This is a genomic window from Sphingomonas sp. GC_Shp_5 (assembly GCF_026540855.1).
Taxonomy (GTDB): Bacteria; Pseudomonadota; Alphaproteobacteria; order Sphingomonadales; family Sphingomonadaceae; genus Sphingomonas.
In genome coordinates this window covers 185,274-211,908 of sequence record NZ_JALNUP010000003.1, presented here as the reverse complement: position 1 = coordinate 211,908, position 26,635 = coordinate 185,274, and the positions used below count along the sequence as shown (strand labels likewise).

Below are 26,635 nucleotides of genomic sequence, written 5' to 3'. Positions count from 1 at the left end.
AATCCGTCGCGAGGTCCCCGGATAGCTCAGGGTGATGATCAACCCCTTGGATCACGATGACGTACCTCCAAGTCACTTTTCCGAACGCTTTATGGCGGCCCTCGGCAGATTGGCGCATCAGACTGAATGTGACTGTGCTGGCGGCTCGACTCCGTCCCTGAGCACCGCTTCCGAAAACATGACGACCAGTGGCCTAACCTTCAATGGCGGGAAACGGCTCGCCGCCGCGCCCTGCGTCTTTCGCCCGACTGCTCAGGCGATCGTCTGGATCATTCCACCCTCAATCGTGATTGCAGCGCTGCTGGTCACGGCGCCGAACGGGCTAGCGGCAGCGCGATATGGCGGCGGCTACCTGGCAGGATCGATTGGGCTGCCAAGCAGCTAGCAGGTTGGTCAGCACGCCAGCCCTCCTAAGCTGCATCGCGGTGTCGGCAGACGCGTGGTAGGAGGCCGTCTTCGTTATTGCCGGCGACTAGGTCGCCCCATAGCGGCAGCCGCCCGTTCAATGGCATGCCGCCTCGGCACGCGATTACGGGAACTCTGGCCTGTGATCCTGTTGACACCTACACACCAGGCGGTGGGTACTGGGACAGAGAGCAGCCGTATTAAGCGAGCGAGCGCCTCAGTAACGGGTAAGGGACACATCGGCAACTGCGTCCATACGAGTCTGACTAACTGGCTAAGGGAGGTGCATGTGGATGATGGGCAACAAAAGCAGCCCATCGTCGTACCGACCTGACCTTTGCTTGAACAGGCAGCGACTATAGATTGACACAAACCAGTTGCGAAATAAGTCGCATCTCTATAATGAAGGCAGGTCATCTGCAAGTCCTGCACGTCGCACGGACAACTAAGGAGGCATCTAGTGAAAGACAACAAATGCTTCTATGAACTATTACACCTACAAAGAATCTACTGAGCTAAAGTGCTATGATTGTATCGTCGACCCTCTTGGCGTGGGCACAAGAAGGGAGCAGGTGGCCTGCTGCGTTGACGTAAATTGCCCAAACTTTTGCAACCGTCCGATGCCGAGGCAGTGCCGCAGAAACGGTGAGCACGTCCGCCAGGAAGTCGCGAAGGTTCGCGCGAAGGTCGAGCGCCTGGTGAAGGCGCGATCTGCGCGAGACAGAGAAGGGGAGAGCGATCCCGCACCCCTGTAATTTGACAATGAAATCCGGTCAAACGGCGAGCAGCAGGGGTATTTGCCCCTGCTAGCCCCCACAGCGCCTGCGAAACATGGCTGGCGTGCGCGCCCCGCGTTTCCGGGCTTATCCGCCTGGGTCATAGGCTGTAACTTCTAGCTACTGTACGCGCTGCAAACTGCATGTACCTCTGCGGTACGTCCGCGCAATCGATTTACCGTTGCTCCTAATCGAAGTTCCGGCATTATTTCGTGTTGTAGGGGAGCGCTATGGGCAGCAACAACGACAATGGCGCATTGAAGCTTATTATTGATGAGCCTGCTGAAAATGACTTTTTCAAAACTCACGGCCACCTGGCGGATGCAATAACGTCGTCTATCATAGGCAACGCTAGCTTGAGAGTGGTGGGCCTGCTGGGGCGGTGGGGAAGTGGCAAGTCCACGATCGTGAAAGCGGTGTCGACACGATTGACCGCCCGCGATAGCAAGTACCTCTTGTTTAATTACGATGCATGGCTGCATCAGCACGACCCGCTGCGCCGCTCGTTCCTTGAGTCAATCGCAGAGTTCCTGTGGCAAGAGGGTGCTATCGAGCCCGTCAAGTGGCGAAAAAAGCTAGCTTTGCTATCGGGAGGCGTCGAAGTCGTGGACAGGCTTGAGACTCCTACAGTGACGGGCGAAGCCAAGCTCTTCTTCGCTTTAACTGTCATAGTTTCACTCGGTCTTTTCCTTGCAAAAGACACATTCAAAGAAGCTCTCAAGCCGGTTTTTGAGCCAGTTAGCCTCTGGGGCTTTCGCCTTGCCTTGCTGATGATGTTTGGACCGCCGTTTGGCTGGTTACTGCGCTGGGCATGGTTGGCTTCGACGGGGAGTTCGCGAGCATTTTTTCCTGGCGTTCTTCTAAACAAAGAAATTTCCCACACTAACATCGTCACGCAAAAGCCTCCTGAACCAACGTCGATTGAATTCGGTCGTGAGTTTCGCGCTATGATGCAGGACGCTGCCGCCTCAGGCCATCGAGTGGTGATAGTCCTTGATAATATTGACCGACTCGAAGAGGGGGAAGCCTTAAAAATATGGGCGAGTATTAGAAGCTTCTTTCTGGGAACATCGACGGATAATGCGGCAGCAACTGAGACTTACCACCCACTGGTCATACTGCCCATGGACGCCGCATCCATCACAAACATGTTTGCTGTCGGCTCTAATTCTCAAACGGGAGAAAGACTGGCATCCTCATTCATTAACAAGACGTTTGATGTAACATTCGAGGTTCCTGTGCCGGTCATGTCGGACTGGAAGTCGTACTTAAAGTCGCAAATGTCTTTTGCGCTAGGCGACCAGTTTGATGATCAAAAGTTCTTTGCGACTCGGATCTTTATGGAGGACTGGTTCAAAGAGGGCAAAACACCTGTTACACCGAGAGAGATTAACAAGAAACTCAATACAATTGTTGCGCTGCTGCTGCAATACAAAGAGCCATCGATCCAGTTCGAATCCGTCGCCTTCTTTGCGATCAACAGAGCTACCATAGATAGCAACATTGTTAGAGCCATTTCAGGCAGTAATGCGCTGTTGGCTAGGTTTGTGGAAGACTGGCGACGACAGATTGCAGCGTTGCACTTCGGGGTTGACGTTGCGCATGCTGCGCAAATCCTGATGTCAGAACCTGTTAGACGTGCATTTGAAACTGGCGATGGATCGGCGATTGAGCCATATCACCAGGTTAGTGGCTTAGAAGACATAGTCGAAGCAACAATCGCCTCATTGTTTGAAAGCGAGTTCGACAATGCGTCAAAATTCGGCTTGCTGGTCAACGCCATCGGAGTGTTGCATTCAATACCGCACGACCCGGCATCTATTGGATTGGCTAATGGATGGAAGGGCTTGGTCAACCTATATGCCGGCTTGGACAAGTTCCAAAACGTGAATGAATTTGCCACGCGGATCAAGCGGCTCGCGACCTTCGTCGAGGCGCACCAAGCGGTTGGCTTTGTAGAAGCCTGCCAGCGGCTTGTTGATACGTTAATATCGGCTGATGAGGTAACCTTGCCGAGTGTCGGAAATGCTGCAACGGTTGGCGAGGTGGCCCTGTCTGTCGCAGCTAACTTTGGGCTGTCCGCCCCTCAGTTCAACCATCTCGGTGATGCGGCAGCCTATCTGGGCCGACTGCACCTCCTTCGCGATCACTCAAGCGTTCAGGTCAGATTGCGCACCAGCAATGCACATGCAGAAATTGTGACTGCGCTCGCAGCACGATTAGGAGCGCAGCCGACGGCATCTACCGTTCCTTCGCTAATTAAGCTGCTCACGTCGCCAGCTAGCACTCTCATGCTGGGCGGCGAATTAGAGGGCGTTGAAGCCGTCGTCGCGACGGCGGAGCAGCAGGCAAGAGAAAACTCGGGCGATAGCGTACTCTTTCGGGCAGCCGTGAGTGTTCTGACCGCTTCTCCCAAATTGACCGTTCTAGGGCGGCTGGCAGTTGAGAAGCTTGTCAAAGACCAAACGCTAGCAACCCAGTTCCCGGCGGTGGTGGCTTCGGGCGACTGGGTCGCTGTTGCTAACATGATAGCGGCCGCTGTGTGGAGGCCGATGCTTGTCTCCCCTCCCAATGGTGTTGCCTGGGGTGAGTTATTCTCAAAGCGCCCAGACCTAGGCAGTTCGGTCAATCGTCAGATAGACATCCTTTGTGACAGAAGCGAATCGGCAATAGACAGGATTCTGCTCTTGCATAGCTCCGTGCCCCGAATGCGGACCTTGGCTACGTTGCTACTTGAATCGCGTGTCAGAGCTGGGAAGCTTGGCGACATCTTTGTTGATAAGACGATCCGAGATCTTCCGAAGTTCCTCAACATAATCGACTGGCGTTTACGTGACAACTTTGTTGAGCTGGTAGCCGACAATTACAGCGGTTTCTTTGAAGAGGTGAATACCTCGCCGTGGTCGGAAGGACTTTTCGAAACTGGTAAACGACTGAGGGCCCGGGGAGGGCTGCCCTCCGAGAAGTTCGAAGCAGCCGTTGTCAGTCGGTTCGCAAGTACGGCTGCCGATGATTGGATCAAAGCGATCCTGACTGGATTGGAACCCTACCGGCTTGCGACCCATCTTGTCGGTGAAGGCGGAGGAAGGCTGCCGACCGGTTCAGGCCTTTACGACGCTCTAGCTCAAGCGGCTCAACTAATTGAAATCAAAAGCCGACCGGTAATGATGCGGTGGTTTGAGTTGGCGGAACTGCTGACAAGTTCGGCTCGGCGCAAAGCATTGGATAAGCTCTGGGGTGCCTTCAAAGGCCTTCCCGCGGCAGACAAGCTGTCATTGTTTGCCGTAGGTGGAAACAGGATTGTGGCAAACGGCAAGCTTTTTTTATCGGGGAGCGCGTTGCGCGATTTAATCATTCCCCTTTCCAAAAGTAAGGCAGGAAGAACCTGGCTCACCGAAAGGCGCTTAGACGTAAGACGGGCAATATCGAACCTAGACCCAGACTCGCTTGTCGAGTTGCAGGGCGTATTCGCTACCCTTTCGAAATCAAAAGAAGAGGCTACCCGAGATTGGGCGAAAAATGCGAATAAAACCTTCCATTTAGTCAAATTGGCCGCTGAGGGGCGAGGCGACGCGGGGGCTAGCAGCGCAACAATTGACAAAGGTTAGCCGGGCTAATTGCGCGACTTTAAGGTTTAACCTTCGTGGAGCATGCAGACTGGCAGCAGATCCACAGTGTGGCTGGTATCTAACAAACGGGCTTCGAGTTTGGGTGCAACAGGGGGGGCTGCAAATGAGGGGTGGCGCGCTAGGGGAACGCTGCTACAATTGCATCTAGCAACAGTGCGGTCATGACTTTGCTAAGTGGTTGATTATTCGTAATGCGGGGGTCACAGGTTCGAGTCCTGTAAGCGGCACCATTTCCATCTGGAAGGCCAGGGGTTCCCGCCCGAATGCCCAGTCTGCGGACGGATGTCCGGATGCTGCCGGAGTATATCGCCTCAGGGTTGGGCTCGGGTAACGGATGGGGGTGCTGTTACACCGTCCGCGGTGGCCTGCCTTGATCCGGCTTGATTGACCTCGGTCCTGCCTGCGGCTTATCCCGTTCCGGGTTGCCTCGTTGTTCAAAGGTGGAAGAATTGGCAGACTGGCAGCCGTCGATGTTGAGCGCGTGTATTGCTGATCGTCCTTCCCAATCCGACAGGGGCGCGGCCTGGCTCTTCACCGTGCCATATGATCTGATCTCCAAGTTGGCTGTCGGCGGCGAGCGGGGAGGGCCGCAGAGGGTGGATGGCGGCGTGCTGCCGCAGCCGCTCGGCACGGATCGTGCCCGCTGCGGGTTCGGCCGGTGAGCGCGCCTGCCGTCACCATCCATTACGTCGGCGAGGAGAAGCAGCCGCTGGTGGTGATCGACAATTTCGCCGCCGATCCCGATACGCTGCGCGCGGCCGCGGGGGCGCAGGCGTTCGATCCTGCGGCGCATCATTATCCTGGCGTCCGCGCGCCGCTGCCCGCCACCTATCTGCCCACGCAGCTTGCCGCTCTCACCGATATCCTTCGTTCGGTGTTCGACCGTGGAGGGGCGGCCGACGTCATCGATGCGAGCTTCTCGATGGTGACGACGCCAGCTGCCGACCTTAGCATCCGGCAGCGGCTGCCTCACTGTGACGCCTTTGGCGCCGACCGGATCGCCCTGGTTCACTATCTGGCGCCGCAGGGCGGCGATGGCACCGCTTTCTTTCGTCATCGCTCGACCGGCTTCGAGACGCTCGACGAGGTGCGCGCGCCGATCTTCTTTGGTCAGCTCGACGCCGAGTTGCGGTACGGCGGTGTGCCACCGGCTGCGTATATCGCGGGCGACACGCCCTTGTTCGAGCGCACCATGGCAGTGGCCGCACGATACAATCGGGCGGTCCTCTACCCGAGCTACCTGCTTCACAGCGGCGCGATCGCGCCCGGCGCGGTGCTATCGGACGACCCGGCACGGGGTCGCCTCACCATCACGGCCTTCCTGTCGGTTGCCTAGCCCGGCTTCACCGTCGTGACCACTACCGCGGCAGTCGAGCGCGCGCGCCGACGCCACGACTTGGCGGCGCCAGCCACGCCAGCACGTCAGTCACCGGTGCGTGAACTCCCGGTAGTGTGGCAATTTTTCGACACATTGGGGAAATGTTCAAAATAGTGCAGACATACATACCTTTGCGGGTCGGCCTTGCTTGACAAGCTTCGAGCGATTGTGAAGTTAACGTTCACAAGAAGCGGCCCAGTCAATGTGGGAGCTGCAAAGGGGAGGATTGACGATGCGGAGCTTTGCGGCTCGCTCGATTTCGCGCTTGGTGTTGAGCGCGTCCACGCTGGCGATCGTCGGCATGCCGACGATGGGCTGGGCTCAGGACGCCGCGACCCAGGACCAGCACACGCCATCAACCGCGTCGACGATGGGCCAGACGGGCGCGTCGCAGATCGATACGCAAGCCGGGGCGCCACAGGCGACATCGGAAACCAACCCGACCACCGCCGCAGAGCAGGCCGGTGCCGACGCAGGCGCCGACATCGTGGTGACCGGCATTCGCGCCAGCTTGCGTGAATCGATCGACATCAAGCGCAACAGCCAGGGCATCGTCGACGCGATCTCGGCCGAGGACATCGGCAAGTTTCCCGACACCAACCTCGCCGAGTCGCTGCAGCGCATCACCGGCGTGTCGATCGATCGCTCGAACGGCGAAGGCCAATTCGTCACCGTCCGCGGCTTCGGCCCCGAATATAACCTCGTGCTGCTGAACGGCCGCCAGCTGGCGACTTCGACCATCGGCGACGGCAACAGCGCCCCGGCGTCGCGCTCGTTCGACTTCTCCAACCTGGCGTCCGAGGGCGTCGCGGCGCTCGAGGTCTACAAGTCGGGCCGCGCCACCGTGCCGTCGGGCGGCATCGGCTCCGCGATCAACATCAAGACCCCGCGGCCGTTCGACAAGATGGGGCTACGCGGTTCGATCCAGGCGCGCGGCGTCGACGACATGTCGGAGAACGGCAAGAACCACATCACGCCGGAAGTGTCGGGCATCATCTCCGACACCTTCGCCGACGATCGGATCGGCGTGCTGGTGCTCGGCAGCTACCAGAAGCGCGACTTCGGCGTGAACCAGGCCAACGTCGGTTTCCGTGACGGCTATCTCGGCAACGAGAACAACTGGGGCTCGCTCGCCCAGCCGGGCGATCCGCGTTATGCCAACATCACCAACCACCCTGGGCCGACCGACGTCTACCAGGTTCCGCAGAATGGCGGGTACGATGTCGCCAGCGGCCGGCGCGAGCGCATCAACGGCCAGGCGGTGCTGCAATTCCGGCCGGTCGACAATGTCACGCTGACGCTCGACGACACCTATTCGCGCAACACGGTCGAGATCCGCGACAATAGCGTCGGCATCTACTACAACCACAATGACACGGTGAGCGCCTGGACGGACGGTCCGGTGGCCGGCCCGATCTTCTATACCGAGCGCTTCACCGCCGCCGAGGGCAAGGACCTTGCCTATTCCGCGTCACTGACCTCGGCGCGCAGCGAGAATAACGAGTTTGGCGGCAACCTCGTCTGGGAGGCGCCGGGTGGCGTCACCATGACGCTCGACGCACAGCATTCCACCGCGGTGTCGAAGCCAAACAACAAATATGGCAACAGCAACTCGCTCGGCACCGCCGTCTTCGGCATCCAGAGCCAGACGCTCAACTTCGACAACGACCTGCCCGGCATCTCCTACACGATGTATCCGGGGATCGATCCGCTCAACGCCGCGAACATCGTCCCGTCGGGCAATGCGTTCCGCAATTCCTATTTCAAGGACAGGATCAACCAGGTCCATCTGAGCGGCCATTACGATCACGGCCACGGCCTGATGGATTCGCTCGACTGGGGTTTCGAATATACCGACAACAAGGTGCGCTCGGCCTATAGCGTGCTGCAGAACGACACCTGGGGTGGCACCGGCGGCGCCAGCGCCGCGCAGCGCGCCGCCGCGGCGGGCGTCCTCCCGGACGATCTGTTCAAGCTCGTCAGCATTCCCAATGCGTTCAGCGGCATCCAAGGCGCGAACAATCCCGCGATCGTGCAGCAATTCTATAGCTTCAACTTCGAAAAGGTCGTGGGGCTGCTCGACAGTGCCTATGGGATTTGCGGCGGCGACGATAACTGCCTGACGCCCTACACCACGGACAGCCGCGTCCGCGAAAAGACGGTCGCACCCTATTTCCAGTTCAACGGCAAGTTCCAGGCGCTGGCCGGCGAAGGCCACCTGATCGCAGGCCTCCGCTACGAGAATACCGACGTGTCAGCGTCCGCGCTGGTGCCGACGCCGACCGGGGCCCGGCAGAATTCACAGAACGAATTCAACGTCCTCTATACGGGGCAGGGCTTTACCACGTTCAAGGGCAGCTACCACAACTGGCTGCCTGCGGTGGATTTCGACTTCTCGCCGTTGCACAATGTCAAGCTGCGCGCATCCTATAGCCACACCATCACGCGTGCTGACTATGGCAGCCTGCAGGGTGGCCAGCGCCTCGACACGCTGTTCCGCCCGGGCAGTGCCGCCGGCTTCTACGGCAATGGCACTGGGTCGGTCGGCAACCCGGGCCTGGTTCCCTTCAAGTCCAAGAACGTCGATCTGTCGGCGGAATGGTATTATGGGCGGGAAAGCTACATCTCGGTCGGCTTCTTCCACAAGGACGTGTCGAACTACATCGGGACGACGCAGATCAACACGACCATCCCGGGCGTGACGACTCCATTGGGTGGTCCGCGCTATCAGGCGGCGATTGCGGCGTTGGGGACGAATGCCACCTATGGTGACATCCTGAACTATGTCGCCACCAACTACCCGACCACGGTGGGACGCGATGCCAACGGCAATGCGACCACGATCATCGCGCAGCCGGGTGATCCGGCCGTAAACTTCGTCATCTCGACGCCGTACAACAGCGATCAGAAGGCGTCCGTCAACGGCTGGGAGTTCGCGATCCAGCACAGCTTCTGGAACACGGGCTTCGGCACGATCCTCAACTACACGATCGTGAACGGCAACCACGACTATGACAACACGCTGCCGTCTAGCGTCACCCAGTTCGCGATCACCGGGCTGTCCGACAGCGCCAACGCGGTGCTGTTCTTCGACAAATACGGGCTGAACGCGCGAGCGGCGTACAACTGGCGCAAGGGCTATCTGGCAGGTGCGGGTACCAACCCGACCTATATCAACACCTATGGCCAGCTCGACGTCAACGCGAGCTACAGCATCACGCCGAAGGTGTCGGTGTTCGTCGAAGGAATCAACGTGCTGAGCGAGAACCGCGGCGGCCACCTCCGTTCGGATCGCAACGTTACCTTCGTGACAAAGCAGGATCCGCGTTACTCGGCGGGCGTGCGCTTCACCTTCTGACCGGACGTGCGGGGCAGCCACCGCGGGATCGCGGTGGCTGCCCCGGCGGGCCGGGCGAACGGCAGTCGTAGTCCTGTAGCGGCGAGCGGATGTTCCACACAGGGCGGGCGGCCGGTTCAGTGTCGCTTGCTAAAACAGGCTTATCGCTCCAAGGATCGTGTTCACGACCATGTCTTCGCATGAGATTTTGACCGCGGAAGCGCACCGAGGCCTTCGCGTCCGTACAGACTGCGGCGCGGCGCTTGGCGATGGCGTGATGACCAGCGTGGTGGTGCCAACCGAATTCCGCGCGGTGCAGGACGAATATCCCATCCTGTTCCGGCTCTCACCCGAGCGCGACTCCTACCAGGCGTTCGCGATCTTCGGCTTCGAGACCGGGGAAAACCTGTTTCTCGATGACGATCGGTGGGACGCCAACCACCGCCCGCTGGCGATGACGATCCAGCCGTTCCTGATCGGCCGCAACGCCGGCGAGACCGGCGACCAGCCGGCGCAGGTGCATGTCGACATCGCGAGCCCCCGGCTCGACCGGACCGGCCAGGGCACGGCCCTGTTCGACGAGCTCGATCGCCCGACCCCGTTCCTCGACACGATGGCGGAGCGACTGGGCGCGCTCGACGCGGGCTATCGCGAGGTCGGCCCCTTCTTCGCCGCGCTGCAGCGCTATGATCTGCTCGAGCCGATCGTGTTCGAGTTTGCGCTGGTGGATGGATCGAACAAGCGGTTCGTCGGCTTCCATGCCGTCGACGAGGATCGGCTGCGTGCGCTCAGCGCCACTGCGCTGGGCGACCTCCACGAGCATGGCCATCTGATGCCCGCGTTCATGGCGATCGCGTCGCTCGGCCGGTTCCAGGCGCTGATCGACCGCAAGAACCGGCGGCTCCGCCATGGCTGAGGCCGACCCCGGCCCGCTTGCTGGCGCAACGGCCGTCGCCGAGTTGACCGTGACTGACGCGGCGGATCTCGACCGCCGGCTCCGTGAGGCGGATCGCCCCTTCGTCGTTCGCGGCCTCGCGGCCGATTGGCCGCTGGTTCAGGCAGGCCGCCGGTCGGCCCGCGATGCGCGTGACTATCTGCTGGCGCGCCGCAGGGACGTGCCGTTCACCGTGGCGGTGGGCGCCCCCGGCGATGATGGCCGCATGTTCTACGACGAGGCATTGCAGGTCAATTTCCGCACGCTGCAAGCGAAGCTGCCGGAAATATTCGCGCGCATCGACGCGCTGGAGACGAGCGGCGAGGTCCAGCCGATCTATCTCAGCTCGATCGACATGCACCAGTATTTCGACGGGCTGTTCGAGCCGAACCACCTCGACCTTGGCGAGCGATCGCTGATGTCGAGCATCTGGATCGGCACCCGCACGCGCGTCGCCGCGCACAACGACTTTCCCGACAATCTCGCCTGCGTCGCCGTCGGGCGTCGCCGCTTCACGTTGTTTCCGCGCGATCAGTTCCGCAACCTGTATCTCGGCCCGGTCGAAAACACGCCGGGCGGACGGGCGATCAGCATGGTCGATTTCCATGCGCCGGACCTCGTCACATTCCCGCGTTTCGCCGAGGCGATGGCGCAGGCCCTGGTGGTGGAGCTGGAGGCGGGCGATGCGCTCTACATTCCCTCGATGTGGTGGCACCATGTCGAAGGACTGGCGCCGTTCAACGTGCTGGTGAACTTCTGGTGGCGCGAGACGCCGCGCTGGCTCGGCAAGCCGCAGGACGCGCTCAACCACGCGATGCTGGCGATCCGTGATCTGCCGGACGACGAAAAGCGGCACTGGCGCGACATGTTCGACCATTATGTGTTCGGCCATGGTGACGACAGCGTCGCGCATATTCCCGCGGACGCGCGCGGCGTGCTCGCGCCGTTGACGCCGGAGACGGCGTCGCGGCTGCGCACCTTCCTGCTGCGCCAGCTCAGCTCATGACGGCGGGTCGGCCCAGGCGCATCGTGATCGCGGGCGGTGGCACGGCGGGCTGGATGGCCGCTGCTGCGATCACGCGCACGATGGGGCGCACGGCGCAGGTGACGCTCGTCGAGTCGGATGCGATTGGCACGGTGGGGGTGGGCGAATCCACTATTCCCCCGCTCGTCGCCTACAACCGGTTGCTCGGCATCGGCGAGGCCGATTTCATGCGGGCGACGCAGGCGACGTTCAAGCTCGGTATCCTGTTCGACGGATGGAAGAACGGGCACGATCGCTATTTCCACTCGTTCGGGCTGACGGGGAAGGACCATTGGTCCGCCGGCTTCCAGCATTTCTGGTTGAACGGCCGCGAGCGCGGTCATGGCGAGCCATATGACGCCTACTGCCTGGAATTGGCCGCCGCGCTGGAGGGCAAGTTCGCGCATCTTCCCGACAATGGCCTGAACTACGCCTATCAGCTCGATTCAACGTTGTACGCGAAGTTCCTGCGCGCGATGGCGGAAGGGGACGGCGCGACCCGCATCGAGGGGCGGATCGCGCGCGTCGAGCTCGACAGCGAGAGCGGCGACGTGGCCGCGCTGCACCTCGAGGGCGGCACGGTCATTCCGGGCGACCTGTTCCTCGATTGCACCGGCTTTCGCGCGCTGCTGATCGAGCAGGCGCTTCATGCCGGCTTCGACGATTGGTCGCACTGGCTACCGTGCGATTCCGCGATCGCGGTCCAGACCGCCAATGTCCGCCCGCCCGTGCCCTATACGCGCGCGATGGCGCACGATGCGGGCTGGCAGTGGCGCATCCCGCTCCAGCACCGCACCGGCAACGGCTTTGTCTGGTGCAGTCGCTATCTGGAGCGCGATGCCGCGCTCGAACGGCTGCTCGGCAATGTCGAGGGGGAGGTGTTGACCGAACCCAATCACATCCGCTTCGTGACGGGAGCACGGCGGCGGCAATGGCACCGCAACGTCGTCGCGATCGGGCTGTCGGGCGGCTTCATGGAGCCGCTGGAATCAACCAGCATCCACCTGATCCAACGCGCGATCCTGCGGCTGATCCGGATGATGCCGCAGGGCGCGATATCGCCGCGCGACATTGCCGAGTTCAACGACCAGCAGTTCACCGACATGGAGCAGATCCGCGATTTCCTGATCCTCCACTACAAGGTCACCGATCGCCGCAATTCGCCATTCTGGCGGCAGTGCGCGAGCATGCCGGTCCCGGAGAGCCTCGCCCACAAGATCGAGCTGTTCCGCGAGACCGGGCGCGTGTTCCGCCGCAACGAGGAGCTGTTCGCCGAAAACAGCTGGGTGCAGGTGATGATGGGCCAGGGCATCGTGCCGCGCGAGCATCACCCGATCGCCGCCAAGCTGCCCGACGACGAGCTGGCGCGCTTCCTGTCGACGCTGCGCCAGAATGTCGCGCGCACCGTCGCAGGGCTGCCGTCGCACGCCGATTACGTCGCGCGCTACTGCGGTGGCTGACCGGGGGGGGAGACGGCGGCAGGCCGTCACGATCAAGCACGTCGCGGCCGAGGCCGGCGTGTCGCTGCAGACGGTCAGCCGCGTCATCAACAAGGAACTGAGCGTCCGGCCCGACACGACCGCGCGCGTGCAGGAGGCAATCGACCGGCTCGGCTATGTGCCCTCGATCGCCGCGCAGCGGATGGGCGGCTCGCGCTCCTACCTGATCGTTGCGCTCAATGATCGTGAGCGCACCATCGCCGACTGGCAGGCCCGACAGGGTACCGACTGGATTGACCAGATGCTGCTCGGCGGCATGCTCACCTGCGCCGAGCATGGCTATCGGCTGATCGTCGAGCTGGTCGACACGCACAGCGATCATATCGAGCGCGAGCTGATGGCCGCGATCGCCGCGCTTCAGCCCGATGGCGTGATCCTGACGCCGCCTCATTCCGAAAATCCGCTGATCGTCAGACTGCTCGACGCGCAGGGGATCAGCTTCGCGCGGATCGGCTCGTTGCAGGACGGCGCCGGCTTTGCGCTGACGATGGACGATGAACATGCGGCACGGATCGCGACCGAGCATCTGCTCGGCATCGGTCACAAGCGCGTGGGCTTTATCGCCGGACCAGCCGACTATGCCCTGAGTGGGCGGCGCATCAATGGCTGGCAGGCCGCGATGACGGCAGCGGCGCTGGACGTCCATGATCTGCTCGCGCACGGCGACTTCAGCTACCCATCGGGATGCGTCGCCGCGGCGGCGCTGCTCGATGCGTCCGAACCGCCCACCGCCATCATCGCGAGCAACGATCAGATGGCGCTCGCCACGCTGGAAACGTGTCGCGCGCGGGGCATCGCCGTTCCCCACGATCTGTCGCTCGTCAGCTTCGACAATACCCCGGTCGTGCGCTTCACCCATCCGCCGCTGACCGCGATCGACCAGCCGATCGCCGAGGTCGCCGCGCGCGCGGTAACGCTGATCATCGCCGACCTCGCAGGCAAGGAACCGCCGCCGCAGCCGATCATCGTACCGGCAACGCTGGTGCTGCGCGGGTCCACGGCTGCTTGCTAGATGTAGGCCCAACGGGCAGCGCCGCTCACCTGCCGCGTCGATCGACGCTGTTCCTGCTCGCCTTCGCGCTGGCCAATGTCGGCGGCGTGATCGGCTATCTGCCGCTGCTGACCTTGCTGCTGCCGCTCAAGATCGAGGCGCTGGCCGGATCGGCGCGGATCGGCATCTTCACCGCGACGGTGGTGGCGGGGGCGATCGCCGCGAGCCTGGCCAACATCCTGTTTGGCTGGTTGAGCGATCGATCGGTCGCCCAGGGCGGCGGCCGCCGATCATGGATGGTAGCGGGGCTCGGCGCGACCATGGTCGCTTACGCCATGGTCGCGGCCGCGCAGGCGCCGATCGCGATCGTCGTCGCCATCATCGCCTTCCAGGTGGCGGTGAACGCGCTGCTCGCGCCGCTGTTCGCGATCATGGCCGAGGAAGTCCCCGATGCGCAGAAAGGGACGGCAGGCGGCTTGCTGGCGCTCGCCAACCCGGCGGCGTCCGGGTTGTCGGCAGTGCTGATCGGCATGCCGGCGCTGGGCGAAGGCGCGCGGCTGGCAATCATCGTTGCGGTGATGACGCTCTGCACGCTGCCGCTGTTGCTGATGCGCGCGACGCGTCATGCGCCTGCCTTTCCCGCGACAACCGCATCGGCCGGTATTGAGGGCGCGCTCTCCCGCCGCGACTTGTTCATTGCCGGCGCGGCACGGCTGTTCATGCAGATCACCAGCGCCGTCACGCTTGCGTATCTGCTCTATTACTTTGAGAGCATCGTTGCCGACCAGCGCCACCTCCCAGCGAACGTCGGCACGCTGATGGCGGTGGGTTTCATCCTGTCGCTGCCGGTCGCGGTGGTGCTGGGCCGGCTCTCGGACGGGGTCGCGCGGCGCAAGCCGTTTCTGCTCGTCGCGGCGCTGGTATCGGCCGCCGGGCTGACGGGCATGGCGTTTGCGACCGGCTGGTGGAGCGGGGCGGCGGCGTTCTGCGTTTATGCGATCGGATCGGCGGTGTTCGCGGGGCTCCATGCCGCTTTCGCGATGCAGCTGCTGCCGCAGCCAAGCCGCCGCGGGCGCGACCTCGGGCTGCTCAACCTAACCAACACCCTGCCATCGCTGCTCGGGCCGCCGCTGACCTGGTTGCTGGCGACGCCGCACGACTTTACCATGGTGATGCTGCTGCTCGCCGCATTCAGCCTGTGCGGCGGGGCATGCATCCTGTTGGTGGGCAGCCGGCGCTAGCGCCGCCAGTAACGCACATAATCCACCGTCATGCGCTGCGGTAGCGCGGCATCGTCGACGCCCTGCTTGCCGCCCCAGTCGCCGCCGATCGCGAGGTTGAGGATCAGCTGATAGGGACGGGTGAATGGCCAGGCCGCCGCGCCGCCCGGTTGATCATTGGCGACGCGCAGATAGGCACGATCGTCCACCCCGATCAGCATCGCATCGCGGCGCCAATCGAGCTGGTAGCGGTGAAAGCGCGTACAGGCGGTTGCAACGGTGCGTTGTGCGCCGCGCTGCGTGCCCTTGGCGTGATTGAACGCACCGGTGTGAAGGGTCGCATGGACAACGCGCGGGTCCCAGCCGACCATCTCCATGATGTCGATCTCGCCCTCGTCGGGCCAGCTGCCGCTCGATGGCAGCATCCAGATCGCCGGCCAAGTGCCGCGGCTGCACGGCAGCCGCGCCCGGATTTCGTACAAACCATAGCCCAACGCCTGCCGGCTGACGAGCTTGGCCGAGGTATAGGCTTGGCCGCCCCAGTCAGGCTGTGCAGCCTTGGTGAGCGCTTGACGCCGCGCCTCGATGACCAAGGCGCCACGCGCGACCCGCGCGTAGCGGGGTCCGTAATATTGCAGCTCGTGATTGAACCACCCCCCGGCGTTGCGCGAGGTGTCGAACCGCCACTTGCGGCGATCCACCGCTGCGCGGCTGAACTCATCGGCAAAGGTGGGCGCGGCGCGCGGGGCGGCGATCGGCAGATCTACTTGATGGTTGGCCGCCCCGAGCGTCGCCACCTGGGCGGCGAGGAGAAACAGGCTCATCGTGACGCCCCTTGCGCGGTGGGATAGCGGATGAGCGTCTGGCGGATCGCCCCGGGACGAGCGGGCTCGCCCGCCTCGTTCACCAGATGCGCAATCGTGCCCTTGCCGCCGCCCAGCGAAATGGTGGTGACGTGGGACACGGCAACCCCAGGTGCGCGCGGCACTTCCACCGCGCTTTCGAGGACGATCGACGGGTCCGCGGTGAAATTGGCATAGATGCCGAGCCCGACGGCGTCGTGATGCTCGACGTGATCGGCGACCTTATAGGCGGCCCACCCGCGGGTGGTGCCCGCCATATAGGCGCCTTGGCTGGGCGGATCGTAGGGCAGTTCGTTCTGGTAGAAATAGGTCCGGCCGCGGTCCCCGTTCCACAGCGTCTGATAGCGACGGAAATGCTCCACGAAGAGCCCGTACATGGTCACGTCGTTCCCGTTGACGACCAGGCCTTGATTGCCGACGCTCTCGTTCCAGCCGACATGAACGCGGCCATGATCGTGGTCGCCGTGATCGGCGCGCCAGATCCACAGATGATCGCCGATGACATGGTGGGTGTTGATTTCCAGGCAGGTCTCCGCCTGACCGATGGCGGCGCCGCCGACGCGGAAGAACAGGTCGGCGAGCAGCGTCGGATCCGCCGCATGATCGCGCGTCGCACCTCGCGGACCGACCTCGACCAGCACCGGCGACATGGCGGGGCCGGCGTCGATCAGCAGGCCGGCGATCGACACGCCGGGCACATCGGCAACCGTTAGTGCCTTGCTGCCGCCCTCGACCAGCAGGGTGGCAAGGCCCAATCCGAGCACGACCGTGCCGGCGCGGGTCACGCGCAACGGCTCGGCCAGCCGGTGAATGCCCGGCGTCAGCAACAGATGCCGACCCGCCGCAAGAGCCGCGTTCATCGTTGCCACGGGCGTGCCGGGCTGCGCGATCAGGAAGCTCGACAGGGGTAGTGCGCGGGCGGGCGGGGCATCGGCCTGCCAGCTCACCCCGCGCGCGTCACGGCGCAGCCGGGGAACCATGACGCACCACGCGCCCGCGGCGGTCAACGCTACGAACGGCTTCTCCCGTATCACTGGTGCCGAGGGCAGCGTGGTGTAGGGCGGCGTTGGGAAGCTGTCGGCGGGGGCGCCGCTGGTGCCCATGAACATCATGTTCCAGTTCGCGCCGCGCCAGCCCGCGATCTGGCTGTTGCGGGTGAACCATTGCTGCTGGCTGCCGGAGCGCACCACGCCGTCGATCAGGCAATCGGCCATGAACCCGCCGCTCGACCAGCCGCCATCGTCCAGCGCGAGGTCGCCGGCGAGATGGACGCGGCGATAGGGCGCTGCCTGCGACACCGCCCAGCGATCGGCGTGGTCCGGTGGTCGCACTGCAAGGTTCTCGACGCCGCGCCAGAAGTTCACCAGTGCCATGCCCTTGGCCCAGTCCGCCTCGGCATGAACGTGGCCATCGATGGTCACGTCGCCGGGCGCGGTGCCCAGCCCGAGCACCTGCGTGAAGAAGCCGACGTTGACATCGACCTGGTAGCGGCCCGGCTTGAACAATATGGCATAGCGCTGATCGGTGAAGTGAGCGCGCTCCTGCTCCCTGAAGATCGCGTCGAGCCGGGCCTGGATCGTCGCTGGCGGCATGGCGGGATCGAGCACCAGCACGTTCGGCCCGAAATCGGGGTGCGTCGATGCTGCGGGCGCCGCTCGCGCCGGGTTGCCGACCAGTGCCCCTGCGGCAAGGCCGGTGACGATGGCGCGGCGACTTGGCCGCGCTGGCTGATGTGGCTCGGTCACGGCCGCTGCTCTCCCTGATCATTGTTTTACCGAGACCTAGCAGATGTGCCGCCGTCGCCAAGCGCCGTGGCGTCAGGTCGGACCAAGCCATTCCGCGAGCTTGCCGTGCGGCAGGGCCGCTATTGACGTCTGCTGGCGAACCGTCTGGTGGAGGCATCCGGCAGCGCCGATGTATTGATCACCAACTTCTCTCGGCGATCCGGCGCTGGCGTTCAGCTTCGAAGGCGCTGCTTCTCGGCGGCGGATGATTGACGGCCGGGATGGGCCCGTCCGGCGCCCAGCGCGTGACCATGACGCCTTTTGTCCCGACCTGCTGCTCGAGCAGCCGCAGGGCACCTGGCGGCGTGCCGTTGCCGAACAGCCGCTTGCCGGCCCCGAGCACGACTGGATAGGTCATCAACACCAGCTCGTCGATCAACCCGGCGGCGAGGAGCGGCGGGTAGAGTGTCGACGAGCCCTGGATCAGCAGGTCGGCGCCGTCGCTCTCCTTGAGTGCCTGGATGGCAGCAATGCCGTTGAGCCGGTAGCTGTTGGCCCAGTCGAGCGGCTGGTCGTCATGCGACACGACATGCTTGTCGGCAGCGGTCATCGCCTCGCCCATTCCGCCCAGATCACCGTCGACGAACGGCCAATAGGCTGCAAAGATATCGTACGTTCGCCGCCCTAGCAGTAGCGCGAAAGGTGGGGTGAACAACTCGCCCAATATCGGATCGAATACATCGTCGCCGATGCCGAACACCCAGCCGCCTTGATCGAAGTTGCCGGTTGGATCTTCGGTAGGCCCTCCAGGTGCCTGCATCACGCCGTCCAGCGATACAAACGCTGCGCCGGTTAGCTTGCGCATCGATTTCATCCTCCTGATGGATGCTGTGCCGGCAGTAATCTTTGATCAGGACATGCTGGGCGGCAAGGGGGCAATCGCCTGCCCCCGGACGATATCACAACAGCTGTTCGAGCCGGATCGGCAGATCGCGGACGCGGTGGCCGGTCGCGTTGAACACCGCGTTGGCGACCGCGGCGTTGACGCCGATGATGCCGATCTCGCCGAGGCCTTTGATGCCTTCCGGATTGACCGCGGAATCGTCATCATCGACCATGATCGGGCTCATCTCGCCAAGGTCGGCCGCGGTCGGCACGAGATAGTCGGCCAGGTCGCGGTTGAGGTAGGCGCCGGTTGCCGGATCAACGATCGTTTCCTCGAGCAGCGCCGCGCTCTGGCCCCAGAGCATGCCGCCCAGCATCTGGTTGCGCGCGGTCAGCGGGTTGAGGATCCGTCCTGCCGCGAATGCGCCGACATGGCGTCGGACACGGATCTCGCGGGTCTCGGCATGGACGCCGACCTCGATGAAATGCGCGCCGAAGCTCCAGGCGAGCTTGCCCTTGGGCGTGCTCACCAGCTTGAGATGCCCCTTCTTCAACTCGTCGATCGTCGATGGTTCTGCGCCCGGCGGGGTGAAGGCGACCTCGACGCGGCGGGCGGCGTCCGCCGGCTGGGCCTGTATTTGGCGGCACGCCTCGGCCAAGGCGTTGACCAGCGTCGTGCTCGTCGACGAGCCGCCCGATATCCCCGCGGCGGGCAAGTCGGTGTCGCCGAGTTCGACCGTTACCTTGGCGAGCGGCACCGCGAGTCGCTCGGAAGCGGTGATCGCCAGCAACGTGTAGAGGCCGTTGCCGATCTCGTGATGCGCGGTCTGGACGCACACGGCGCCGTCCATGTCCTGGGTGACGCGAATGATCGCCGCGCCGATCTTGGCAGGTCGCGCCGCGGCGGCAACGCCATGGCCGATCAGCCACGCCCCGTCGCGGGTCGCGCCGGGCGTGGCGGAACGGTCAGCCCAGCCGAACGCCGCCGCGCCGGCGTCGAGGCAGCGAATCAGCGGCCGGGTAGTGAAGGGGTGGCCGGTAACGGGATCGACCAGCGTGTCGTTGCGGCGGCGCAGCTCGATCGGGTCCATCCTCATCGCATGGGCAAGCTCGTCGACCGCGCTTTCCAGCGCGAATAGATAAGGCACCTCGGGCGGCGCGCGCATTGGCCCCGGGGTGTTGCGGTCGACTCGCGCGACGCGCTCCTGGGCGGCGATGTTTGGGCATGCGTAAAACGCGGTGCTGACGTCGGTGCCCTCCATGGCGAAGGCGTCGAAGCGCGATGTCGCCATCGTTGCGGTGTGCGACAGTGCCACGAACCGACCGCCGGCGTTTGCACCGAGCCGAATCGCATGGTGCGTCTCGGTGCGGTGATTGGCGATGGTGAAGCCATCGCGGCGGCTGACCGCGATCTGCACCGGGCGCTGCAGCCGCCGCGCGGCGATGGCGGCCAGCGCGGTATGCTGCGACAGCGCCAGCTTCGAGCCGAAATGGCCGCCGATGAAATGGGCGACGACGCGGATCCGCGCCGGATCGATGCCGAGCTGCGCGGCAAGGCCGTTGCGCGCGGCGCCGACGAACCGGGTCGGCTCGTAGACGGTCAGCATGTCGCCCTGCCAGACGCAGGTCGTGGTCGGCAGCTCGATCGGGTTATGATGCTGGATCGGCGTGGTATAGGTTGCCTCGACCGTCGACGCCGCCCCGGCGATCGCGCCGGCAGCATCGCCGGCGTGGCGGTCTTCAAAACCCTTGCGCAGGCTGGTGAGCGGTTCCGACGTGGCGCCTGCGGCGCCGAGCTCGCCGACGTGCGGCGATCTTTCATAGCCGGTGCGGATCGCCAGCGCTGCCGCCTGTGCCGCCTCCAGCGTCTCAGCGACGACGACCGCGACGATCTGGCCGGCATAATGGATGTGTGGCGAGGCGAGGGGCCTCAGCGTGCTGTTCGCCCACCCATCGGCCATCATGTGACCGACCGGCGCGACGGCGTTGCCGACGTTGCGGTAGGTGAGGATGTCGAGCACGCCCGGACCTTGCAGGGCAGCTGACGTATCCATCCGCACGATCCGGCCTCGCGCCATCGGACTGGTGACGAGCACGCCATAAGCGAGGTCGCGCGGGTGGATGTCGCCCGGGAAATCCGCGGTACCGCAGACCTTGGCGGGCCCGTCGATCCGCACGTGCGGATCGCCGAGCGCCGCATGGCCGGTCTTGTCGGCATTATCGGAAGCGTGCTGGCCGTCCATGCTCATCCCTTCTCAACTCACCGGGCTATTGGAGGTCCCGTGCGATCGCTCACACGTCCTGCGCGCTGTCGCCGCCGGTCACCTCGAAATTGGCGCCGCTGCACATCGCCGATGCGTCTGAGGCGAGGAACACCGCCATCGGCGACACGTCCTCGGGCTTGAGCCAGGCGACATGCAGCGGCACGCGGGGCGCACGGTTGTTCCAGGTTTCCGCCTCGGTAGGGTTCTTGGGCGGATTGTCCTCGGTCTCGCCGATGACGTGGCTCCAGCGCTCGGGGTAACGGGTGAGCGCGGTGTCGATTAGCCCCGGCAGGATGCAATTGACGGTGACCTGATGCTTGCCGAACTCTTCCGCGGCCGATTTCATCAGGCCGATGATCGCGTGTTTGGAGGCCGAGTAGGAGGCGGCGCCGGCGGTGCCGTGCTTGCCCTGCATCGACGAGATCAGAATGATCCGGCCTGACTTTTGCGCGCACAGGGTGGGGGCGAACGCCCGCACGGTGTTGGCGGTGCCGTTCACATTGTTGTCGATGACATCGTACCAGTCGGAATCCTCCATCTCGAGGATGCTCTTCCAGCGCTGGATCGCAGCATCGGCGACGACGATGTCGATCCGGCCGAGCTCGGCAACGACCCGGTCGTGCGCGGCGCGCAGCTGCGCTATCTTACGGATATCACCCTTGATGGCGAGGCAGCGCCGACCGAGCCCCTCGATCTGCCGCTTGGTCTCGGCAAGATCGGCGGGCGTTGCCGGCTTGGCGTTGGAGGCGGGCGAGACATAGCCGGCGATATCGAAGATCGCGACGTCTGCGCCATTGGCGGCGAGCTCGACCGCGATCGCGCGCCCGATGCCGCGCGCCGCCCCGGTCACGAACGCGACCTTGCCGTCCAGCTTGGTGTCGCGGCCGGCTCGGATCGGCCCGGCGCTCGGCGGATTGGCCGGAACCTGCGCTTTCAGCACCGACGGGGCCGCCATCGCCCCGACCGCACCGGCCGCCATCATGAGCGCTCGCCGATTGACCAGCGATGATGAAGTTTCTGTCATGAATTCAGCTCCTTAACGCATCCTGCGGTGTAACATTCGCGGCGCGTGAAGGTTGCCGGGGCCAAGCAAACGGAGTCTACAGAGCAGCGGAACGGCCCATCGGCTGGCACGTTTTGATCGCATGACTCCCCTGATCTTGCTGGCGATGGCGTCGCTGACCGCAACTGCTCCTGCCGACGTTGCCGCATTGAAATGGCAGCGGCGTGTGCTGCTGATCAGTGCAACGACCGCACAGGATCCAGCACTTGCCCAGCAGCGCAAGATCCTCGCGGCCTGGCGAACCAAGGCCGATGATCGAGATCTCAGCATCGTCGAGGTCATCGGCAACAAGATCAGCGGTGCCACCGACAAGGTGCAGGTGCTCCGGAAGAAGTATCGCCTTCCCTCGACCGGGTTCACGGCGATCCTTATCGGCAAGGACGGGGGCGAAAAGCTGCGCAGCGCCACGCCCCTGCAGGGCGCGCAACTGGAAGAGATCATCGATGCCATGCCGATGCGACGCGCCGGGGAGCGTTGAGGCACACCTTCGGGCTCACGATCAACGATGATCGCCCATCGACTGCAGGGCGATAGCGCATCACATCACCCCAGTTTGTTGCGGACGCGCTATTGGCTCGGTCGCAAGCCAGATCGCGCCAAGGTTCAGCGCACGTGGCTCCGTCCTGTCATTGAGGGCGGCCGTGCAACCCTGTGCTCGTCGAGGCGGTCGTCCTCACCTGACGGTGCCTGGGGGCACGTCAGAATGCCGCGTCGAGCCCGATCCTCAACGTTCTGGGTCGCAGCGGCGTTACCTGATCGCGCCCGGTGGTGAACGGCGTACCCAGCGCGAAACGATTGCCGCGCACGTCGGCCAAGTTGGTGAGGCTGGCGGTGAGGCCCATCGCGCCCAGTCCGAGGCGAGCAGTGAGAGCGCTGTCGAGATAGCTGCCCTGGCTCTGGCCGAGCACCGGGCCAACGCCGAGCCGCGATGATCCGACATAGCGGACCCAGCCGTCGATCTTGAGCGTCGTCGAACCGCCGAGCTGGCGCCCGTAGGTGGCGCCGGCGCGCGCCGTGACACGGGCGATGTTGGGGATCTGGCTCAGCCGTGCGAGGATCTGGGCGCGGGTGGCGAGGGGATCGAGCGCTGCTGCGCTGCCGACAAGGTCGAACAGGCGCGCCGTCGAGGGGTCGTCGATGCGCCCGTCGTTGTACGACACGGAGGTCTCCAATCGCAGCCCCTTTCCGAGGCGCGCGCCGGCCGTGCCTTCGATCGTCCAGAGTTGGCCGTCGCCGATATTGGCGGTGCTGGGAAGGCCGGACGCGTCGATGAAATCCGCCTGGATGTCGCGCCAGGCGGTGTGCGCCAGCGTCAGGGTGCCGTCGACGCGGCCGGTGCCGCGGGTGCGAAGCCCGGCCTCGATGGTGGCAACGCGATCGTTGCGGAAGCGGCGCACGAAGTCGCTTTCGATGGCAAGGCCGCCGGGGCGAAAGCCTTGCTGGTAGCGCGCGAAAAGCTGGACCTGCCGGGTCAGGTCGACGAGCGCGGCCGCCGATGGCAGCACGATCGTCTGCGCGCGCTGGGCAGTGACTGCCAGTTGCGCGAGCGCGATACGCTGGTCGACATCCTCGCCTTCGCCGTCGAGCACGGAGCGGGTGACTCGCAGCCCGCCGGTGGTCAGCAGGCCAGGCAGCAGCCGCAGGCTGCCTTCGCCGTAGAGCGTGGTTTCGGCAATGCCGTTGACGACGCCGGTGGTGGGCTCCAGCGCACCCGGCGCGCCGAACAGCCGGGTCAGGCGCGACCGATTGTGGATGTAGCTAAAGCCGGCAAGCCAGCCCGAGCCGTCAGGCCGCGAAGACCAGATTCGCGTCTCATTAGCCTGCATGCGGGTGCGATTGGCCTGAGCGAACAAGCGCACCGGCTCGTTCGGCGCGGTCGCGTCGTAGCGCTCCATCAGATCGTGCGCCGTCACCCCGCTGGTCGAGCGGACGTGCACCGCGCCGATCGCGCCGGCGAGCACGAGCTGCGCCTGGCCGAAATCGGCGCTGAACCCTTCGGTGACCGGCGCCGAGCGGCTGAGCGGGCGGCCGTCGCGATCGGCATATTGGCTGTCGGCGCCACGGATGCGCTGGCCAATGCCGATCAGCTCGACGCTCCATTCGGGCGCGAGGTCCCAATGCGCCGCGGCACGACCGCCCTCGATCCGGGTGCGGTTGACGTCGGTGCGGTCGAGCAGCGGCTTGTCAATATAGCCACCTTCCGACGCGACATTGGCGACGAGACGGACGGCGAGGCGATCGGCGACGAGTGGGACGTTGGCCACCAACTGCGCGTCCGCGCCCGGCGCGCCATGGGTGGTTGCCGATCCCCCGAGCACGGCGGAGCCGCTGAGCCGCGACGGATCAGGCGGGTTGGGCACGAGCCGGATCAGGCCACCGAGCGAGCCGGCGCCATAGAGGGTGCCCTGCGGCCCTTCCAGCACCTCCACCGCGGCAAGGTCGGCTAGGCGCAGGTCGGGATCGGGTGCGTTGTAGCTGAGGCGCAGGTCGCCGAAATATTGGCCGACGGTGGCCTGGGTGGGCCCGGTGAAGCTCGAATCGGCGATGCCGCGGATGAACAGCTTGTTGCGCCCGGCGCCCAGATACGTCGAGGCGACGCTGGTCAGCCGGTCGGCGAGGCGCTCGGTGCCGCCCGCGCCGCCAAACTCGAGATCGCTGCCGCTGATTTGGGAGAGCTGACCGGCGACATGATCGCGGGTGAGATCCCGTTTGCTGGCGACGACGATGATGTCCGCGGCAGGAGAGACGCTGGGTGGTGGAACGGTGCGCGCCGCAAGTACCGGCCTTGGCTTGCTCGCCGTCGTCCGTTCGGGCTCCAGCCGCCACGCGGCGTGACCGAGATCGACGACCCGCGCGTGCGCCCGCCGCGCGATCAGCGCCAGCGCAGCCGACGGGGGCAGGCGACCTTTCAGCGCGGGTACCCGCTGAGCCCATAGCCGCGCATCGGGCACGACCACGCTTGCCTTCGCCAGACGGCCGAGCGCGGTCACCTGCTGGCCGACGGTGCCGGCCGGCAGATCGATCGCCACCGTCTCGGCGGCCGCCGGCGCTGTAGACGCGAGGATCATCACCGCCGCCGCCGCCGCGACGGCGCGCATGGGTGTCACGGTGCGGCGTCCAGGATCCAGCCACCGGCCTGCTGCTGGACGGCGACGCCGAGCAGCTGCCCGAGCAGCGCCGGCCGGTCCCTGATCGTGCTGACATCGAGCGTGCCGTGGAAGGTACGCGTGGCGACCGCTGGGCTGGCGACGACCCGTCGGCCGAGTTGCCGGGAGAGATCGGCTGCCACCTCGGCTAGCGGCGCGTCGTCATACGCCAGGCGGCCGTCACGCCAGCCGCCGACCGCCGCCGGTTCGACGGTGGTGCGTTGCAGCGACGAGCCCGTGGCGATCACCGCCTGGCCGGGATCGAGCCGGAGTCGGGCGCCATCGGGATCGACCATCACCGCGCCCTCGGCAACACCGACGACGGTCCGGGTGCCGGTCGCCTTGACGTCGAACAGCGTGCCGAGATCGACGAGACGGAGATCGCCGGCGGCGACGGTGAACGGATGCCGCACGTCGTGGCGGACCCGGAACAGTGCCTCGCCGCGCTCCAGCGACGCGGTCCGCGCATCAGCGCGGTCAAGCCGCACTCGTGTGCCGCCAGCGAGCACGATGCTGCTGCCATCGGCCAGCGCGACCGTCCGCTGCTCGCCGTTAGCGGTCTCGATCGCATAAGGGCGCGGCATCTCGGTCCAGACTCTCAGCCCGACCGCGGCCGTCACGGTGGCGGCGACAGCGGCGCCCAGCCAGAGCGTCCAGCGCCGGCCGTGTCGCTGCGCAGCGGCAGGAGCCAAGCCACGGGCGGTCGCCGCAATGACCGGCTCTGGCGCCGGGGTGAGGGTCTGCGCCTCCACCGCGAGCAGACCGTCTAGGTCAAGCATCGCGACCGCCGCGCGATCGTAACGCTCGGCACGCGTGGCATCACCCTCGAGCCATTGGGTGAAGGCGTCCCAATCGGCATCGGGCTCGGCCATGCGAAGCGCCCATCCGAGCGCTTCCTCGTCGATACGCTGGTCGGTCATCGCAGGCGTTCCTTGAGGTCCAGGACGGCGCGGCAGGCGGCGCGCAGATCGGCTTCGACCGTGCTGAGGCTGATCCCCATCTCCGCGGCGATCTGCCGCTGCGGCACTCCGTCGATGCGCGACCGGCGGAAGATCGATGCGGCCCGCGGGGGCAGCGCGGCGAGGGTCGCATCGACCTGGGCCGCCGCCTGCCGCGCCGCGACGATGCGATCAGGTGTTGGAGCGGCCGCCTCGTTCGCCTCGCCTTGTCCGTCCAACCAGTCGTGGTCGCGCCGCTCGGCCTGGCGGCGCGCGCGATAGCGGTCGATCATGGCGGTGTCGGCAGCCCGGTACAGATAGGCGAGCGGGTTGCCGATCGGGCCATCGAGCCGCTTCGCGACCTTGAGCCACACTTCATGCACGAGATCCTCGGCCGCATCGCCCGCGCCGCGCGCGAGCAGGAAACGGACCAGCTTGTCGCGATTGGCGAGGTAGACGGCCTCGATCCCTGTGGGAGATCCGGGGGGCGGCATGCGGTTGACCGGTTCAATGGAAAGGGGAGCGAACCGTCTAGCCGAAACGCCGCGGCGAGAGAAGG

At 64.7% G+C, this 26,635-nt stretch carries 18 protein-coding genes; 10 read left to right on the top strand and 8 right to left on the bottom strand.

Going from position 1 to position 26,635, the window contains the following annotated elements:
* Positions 1–34: 34 nt before the first annotated feature.
* The 9 genes from OXR60_RS04245 (at position 35) to OXR60_RS04205 (ending at position 15,214) form a co-directional block, all read left to right on the top strand.
* On the top strand, positions 35–385 hold the full coding sequence (locus tag OXR60_RS04245; RefSeq protein ID WP_267394376.1) for a hypothetical protein: 351 nt from the start codon (positions 35–37) through the stop codon (positions 383–385).
* 1,026 nt (positions 386–1,411) lie between these two features.
* Entirely contained in the window at positions 1,412–4,789 is a 3,378-nt protein-coding gene (locus OXR60_RS04240; RefSeq protein WP_267394374.1) for a P-loop NTPase fold protein, read from the top strand.
* 679 nt (positions 4,790–5,468) lie between these two features.
* Complete coding sequence (locus OXR60_RS04235; RefSeq protein ID WP_267394373.1) at positions 5,469–6,146, top strand: DUF6445 family protein; 678 nt, start codon at positions 5,469–5,471, stop codon at positions 6,144–6,146.
* 274 nt (positions 6,147–6,420) lie between these two features.
* Positions 6,421–9,546: a TonB-dependent receptor gene (locus tag OXR60_RS04230; RefSeq protein WP_267394372.1), complete on the top strand. Its 3,126-nt coding sequence runs from the start codon at positions 6,421–6,423 to the stop codon at positions 9,544–9,546.
* Between the two features lie 169 nt (positions 9,547–9,715).
* Positions 9,716–10,441 carry a SapC family protein gene (locus tag OXR60_RS04225; protein WP_267394371.1) on the top strand — a complete coding sequence of 242 codons (726 nt, stop codon included), beginning with the start codon at positions 9,716–9,718 and terminating at the stop codon, positions 10,439–10,441.
* Positions 10,434–11,465 (top strand): cupin-like domain-containing protein, encoded by a 1,032-nt coding sequence (locus OXR60_RS04220; protein ID WP_267394370.1) that lies wholly within the window; start codon positions 10,434–10,436, stop codon positions 11,463–11,465. The genes OXR60_RS04225 and OXR60_RS04220 overlap by 8 nt, the downstream gene beginning before the upstream one ends.
* Complete coding sequence (locus OXR60_RS04215; protein WP_267394368.1) at positions 11,462–12,943, top strand: tryptophan halogenase family protein; 1,482 nt, start codon at positions 11,462–11,464, stop codon at positions 12,941–12,943. The genes OXR60_RS04220 and OXR60_RS04215 overlap by 4 nt, the downstream gene beginning before the upstream one ends.
* A complete protein-coding gene (locus OXR60_RS04210; protein WP_267394367.1) occupies positions 12,936–13,994 on the top strand; it encodes a LacI family DNA-binding transcriptional regulator in 1,059 nt (352 codons plus the stop codon). The genes OXR60_RS04215 and OXR60_RS04210 overlap by 8 nt, the downstream gene beginning before the upstream one ends.
* On the top strand, positions 13,988–15,214 hold the full coding sequence (locus OXR60_RS04205) for an MFS transporter (protein ID WP_267394365.1): 1,227 nt from the start codon (positions 13,988–13,990) through the stop codon (positions 15,212–15,214). The genes OXR60_RS04210 and OXR60_RS04205 overlap by 7 nt, the downstream gene beginning before the upstream one ends.
* On the opposite strand, the gene OXR60_RS04200 is transcribed toward OXR60_RS04205, so the two are convergent.
* From OXR60_RS04200 to OXR60_RS04180, 5 genes are all read right to left on the bottom strand, one after another.
* Positions 15,211–16,017 carry a glycoside hydrolase family 16 protein gene (locus OXR60_RS04200; protein ID WP_267394363.1) on the bottom strand — a complete coding sequence of 269 codons (807 nt, stop codon included), beginning with the start codon at positions 16,015–16,017 and terminating at the stop codon, positions 15,211–15,213. The genes OXR60_RS04205 and OXR60_RS04200 overlap by 4 nt on opposite strands.
* Positions 16,014–17,801, bottom strand: a complete 1,788-nt coding sequence (locus OXR60_RS04195) for an adenylyl cyclase (protein WP_267394362.1) — start codon at positions 17,799–17,801, stop codon at positions 16,014–16,016. The genes OXR60_RS04200 and OXR60_RS04195 overlap by 4 nt, the downstream gene beginning before the upstream one ends.
* A gap of 178 nt (positions 17,802–17,979) precedes the next feature.
* Positions 17,980–18,645, bottom strand: a complete 666-nt coding sequence (locus tag OXR60_RS04190) for a dihydrofolate reductase family protein (RefSeq protein WP_267394360.1) — start codon at positions 18,643–18,645, stop codon at positions 17,980–17,982.
* A 94-nt stretch (positions 18,646–18,739) separates the two neighbouring features.
* On the bottom strand, positions 18,740–20,908 hold the full coding sequence (locus OXR60_RS04185) for a xanthine dehydrogenase family protein molybdopterin-binding subunit (RefSeq protein ID WP_267394358.1): 2,169 nt from the start codon (positions 20,906–20,908) through the stop codon (positions 18,740–18,742).
* Positions 20,909–20,957: 49 nt separating this feature from the next.
* A complete protein-coding gene (locus OXR60_RS04180) occupies positions 20,958–21,953 on the bottom strand; it encodes an SDR family NAD(P)-dependent oxidoreductase (protein WP_267394356.1) in 996 nt (331 codons plus the stop codon).
* Between the two features lie 145 nt (positions 21,954–22,098).
* On the opposite strand from OXR60_RS04180, the gene OXR60_RS04175 reads away from it, so the two are divergent.
* On the top strand, positions 22,099–22,470 hold the full coding sequence (locus OXR60_RS04175) for a DUF4174 domain-containing protein (RefSeq protein WP_267394354.1): 372 nt from the start codon (positions 22,099–22,101) through the stop codon (positions 22,468–22,470).
* A gap of 220 nt (positions 22,471–22,690) precedes the next feature.
* Here the strand turns inward: OXR60_RS04175 and OXR60_RS04170 are convergent, their stop codons facing one another.
* From OXR60_RS04170 to OXR60_RS04160, 3 genes are read right to left on the bottom strand one after another with little or no spacing between them, the layout of a single operon-like run.
* Complete coding sequence (locus OXR60_RS04170; protein WP_267394390.1) at positions 22,691–25,090, bottom strand: TonB-dependent receptor; 2,400 nt, start codon at positions 25,088–25,090, stop codon at positions 22,691–22,693.
* Between the two features lie 5 nt (positions 25,091–25,095).
* Positions 25,096–26,058: a FecR domain-containing protein gene (locus tag OXR60_RS04165; RefSeq protein WP_267394352.1), complete on the bottom strand. Its 963-nt coding sequence runs from the start codon at positions 26,056–26,058 to the stop codon at positions 25,096–25,098.
* On the bottom strand, positions 26,055–26,570 hold the full coding sequence (locus OXR60_RS04160) for a sigma-70 family RNA polymerase sigma factor (protein ID WP_267394350.1): 516 nt from the start codon (positions 26,568–26,570) through the stop codon (positions 26,055–26,057). Before OXR60_RS04160 ends, OXR60_RS04165 begins: the two co-directional genes overlap by 4 nt.
* Positions 26,571–26,635 lie beyond the last annotated feature (65 nt).